Source organism: Paenibacillus naphthalenovorans (assembly GCF_900099895.1).
GTDB classification, from domain to species: Bacteria; Bacillota; Bacilli; order Paenibacillales; family NBRC-103111; genus Paenibacillus_G; species Paenibacillus_G naphthalenovorans.
The window spans coordinates 1-3,458 of record NZ_FNDY01000069.1; the positions used below are offsets into that span (position 1 = coordinate 1).

At 45.2% G+C, this 3,458-nt stretch carries 2 protein-coding genes and 1 riboswitch; both genes read left to right on the forward strand.

The features are described from left to right. The first annotated feature begins 154 nt into the window (after nt 1–154). Nucleotides 155–353, forward strand: a riboswitch (cobalamin riboswitch). 144 nt (nt 354–497) lie between these two features. Further along, a complete protein-coding gene (gene metE / locus BLT35_RS25890) occupies nt 498–2,804 on the forward strand; it encodes a 5-methyltetrahydropteroyltriglutamate--homocysteine S-methyltransferase (RefSeq protein WP_074730217.1) in 2,307 nt (768 codons plus the stop codon). Nucleotides 2,805–3,304: 500 nt separating this feature from the next. After that, complete coding sequence (locus tag BLT35_RS27280; RefSeq protein ID WP_175472074.1) at nt 3,305–3,442, forward strand: DUF6366 family protein; 138 nt, start codon at nt 3,305–3,307, stop codon at nt 3,440–3,442. The last annotated feature ends 16 nt before the right edge of the window (nt 3,443–3,458 follow it).

Here is a 3,458-nt window from a genome sequence, read left to right on the forward strand (position 1 = left end):
TTCAGTTCTGCTCTGGTCAATGTTAATGTCTCCTGTCCCATAGTGACATTATCTCAGAACAGTTACAGGATGACATTATCACAGACGAACAACATAAACCATCCTTGACTGTTGCATAAATACTATTTGTAATGTATTATTTTACGAGCAACAATTTTATATTGTGGGAATAGGTGCTCCGGTCCGTTTCAAACGGTTCCGGAGCTTAAAAGGGAAGTTCGGTGAAATGCCGACGCGGTCCCGCCACTGTAACAGAGGAGTCAACGCGGATATGCCACTGATCTTCGGATTGGGAAGGCGCGTTTTGACCATGATTCTGGAGCCAGGAGACCTGCCTGTTCTGACAGCACTGTTTTTACCTACGGGAGATAGGGAGGTGTTAAAAATGGTAGCCACCGTTTTTACAAACGAGGGGCATCTTTACCCTTTTTAACCCAAGGGAGAGATGCCTTTTTTGCATGGAATTTAAAAGCAATATGAAAATGGAGGGTGACCGAATGGATTCGTTGAAAAGCAGTAACTTGGGGTATCCAAGAATTGGAGTGAACAGAGAATGGAAAAAATTGCTGGAAGCCTTGTGGGCAAACAAGATTCAGGAGTCTGAATTTGAAAAGAAGATAGAAGAACTGCGGTTGAATCATCTCAAACTCCAGCAGGAAAAAGGAATCGACCTTATTCCGGTCAATGATTTTTCTTTGTACGACCATATGCTGGATACGGCGGCAATGTTCGGAATTGTACCCAAACGGTTTAACTACCCTGGCGGCGTTGTTTCCCTTTCCACCTATTATGCTATGGCCAGAGGCAGCAAAGGGGCTCCTGCTTGCGAAATGACCAAGTGGTTCAATACGAATTATCACTACATTGTACCGGAATTGAATGATATTACCCCGGTGCTTACCATCAACAAGCCGCTTCAAGCCTATCGGGAAGCAAAGCAAAAGCTGGGCATTGACGGGAAGCCGGTACTGATCGGGTTGTATACGTTTTTAAAACTATCCAAAGGGTATAAGTCCGGGCAATGGGACGAGTTGATTGCATTGTTCCTCCCATTGTATGCTCAAATCCTGAGGGAACTGGAGCAAGAAGGCGTAAGGTGGGTGCAAATCGATGAACCTGTTTTAGTCAGCTCATTGTCTGATGAAGATATGGATCGGATAACTCATATTTATAAGCAACTGCATGAAGCGGCGCCGGGGCTGAATATTATGCTTCAAACCTATTTTGATGCCGTAGAGCACTATGAAGCGACGGTTTCGCTGCCGGTGCAAGGAATCGGACTGGATCTGGTGCACGGTTACGACCGGAACATGCAGCATATGGCCAAGTATGGATTTCCAAAGGATAAGGTGCTCGGAGCAGGTCTGATCGACGGGCGCAACATTTGGGCTGCCGATTTGCAGTTCAAGCTGACATTGCTGAATACGTTGTCCCAGTACGTTCCTTATGAAAGAATGATCATTCAGCCTTCCTGCAGCCTGCTTCATGTTCCTGTCACTACCGGGCAGGAAACCAGGCTTGGTTCTGAAATTCGGCAAGTCTTGGCTTTCGCCAATGAAAAGCTTGATGAGATTGTTTTGCTGACCAAGGCCGTGGCAGATAAAGATTCCGAACCGATCGCACGCGAACTTGAAAAAAATCAACAAGCGCTTCGCGAAATCAATGCATCCTCCTCCAGAAAAAAGGAACACATTCAGGAAATGGTAGAGCGGATCGATCAACAGCCATCGGCAAGAGCCGGTACTTTTGCAGAACGGCGAATTCTTCAGCAAAACAAATGGAATCTTCCGATCCTGCCAACCACAACGATTGGAAGCTTCCCGCAAACCTCTGAGGTTAGACAAGCCCGCAAAAAATGGAGAACCGGCGAGTGGACCGAAGAGCAGTACAAGACATTTATTCAAGAGCAGATTCGGCTGTGGATTAACCTTCAGGAAGAAATCGGACTGGACGTGCTTGTCCATGGAGAGTTTGAAAGAACGGATATGGTAGAATTTTTCGGAGAGAAGCTGGGCGGATTTTTCTTTACGCAAAACGGTTGGGTTCAATCCTACGGTTCACGGTGCGTCAAGCCGCCTGTCATTTACGGCGATGTGGAATTCATCAAGCCGATGACCGTCGAAGAAACGGTGTACGCCCAATCGTTGACGAACAAGCCGGTGAAAGGAATGCTTACCGGCCCCATCACGATATTAAACTGGTCGTTTGTGAGAGATGATATTCCTCGCGAGAAGGTGGCTTATCAAATTGCGCTGGCTCTGCGTCAGGAAGTTGAGGCATTGGAGAAAGCCGGGATTGAAATGATCCAAGTCGATGAACCTGCTTTGCGGGAAGGTTTGCCGATCAAAAGACAGGACTGGCAGCATTACCTGGATTGGGCTGTGCTCTCTTTCCGCTTGGCCACAGCGACCGTCAAAAACACAACACAAATCCACACACATATGTGCTATTGCGAGTTTCACGACATCATCGACTCGATTCGCGAATTGGATGCCGATGTCATTTCCATCGAAACCTCGCGGAGTCACGGAGAATTGCTGCACAGCTTTGAAGAGCACACGTACGATCATGGCATCGGTCTGGGCGTATATGATATTCATAGTCCAAGAGTCCCTGATGTGAAAGAAATGGTTCATATGATCGACCGATCCCTGTCGGTTTTAGATCCTGAATTGTTCTGGATCAATCCGGATTGCGGACTAAAAACGAGGGGCATGGATGAAACGATTGCATCGCTCAAAAATATGGTGGAGGCCGCGAAGTCGTTTAGAGAAAAAAGCCCTGTCCTCAGCTCATCATTGTAAAAAAGAAAAAAAGCTGTAAGGGTTCATCTTTATCAAGACCGGCTTATTCGGATTTATACACAAGGCATCTTTATGTCGCAGATAAACGGCATATAGATGCCTTGTTTGATTGAGGGTGATGAACACGCAAATTAATAAGCACCCCGCATTAGGACTTAGGACGGGGTGCTGCCGCAATACCTGCTAATTAGTCGCGATGACGATGATCTTTACAAACCACGATAGCTTTTTCACCTGGTTTTAATTTAACGACGATAACTCTTTTTTTGCGATTCTTTGCCATATGTTGTCAACCCCCTTTATGAGATATGATTTATACTACGCTACTCCGTTTGATTTGGTATAGACAAAAGATATGCGGCAATCAAACATTATTAGTATAAAATCAAATCGCTTAACAAGGTATTTGGGAATAGTTGTAGAAGTATATTCTATAATGAAAGAAAAACAAGCTGCTCGCAGTGAAGAAAAGGGCAGGTTATTATCAGGAGGCGGGTAATTTGGACTCTCGTAAAGAATCGCCTGAAGAAACAAGAGAACGTTTAAGACGAGAAGAATTAAAAAAAACTACGACTGACCAATTAACGCACAATATTTATTTTCAGCGTTTTGAAGGTATTTTTCTGGATTGCTTCTGAAACGTCTTCGTTTAGC

What these genes read in the sequence shown, in the direction of transcription:
- metE (WP_074730217.1), top strand. Translation starts at nt 498, where the DNA reads ATGGATTCGTTGAAAAGCAGTAACTTGGGGTATCCAAGAATTGGAGTG.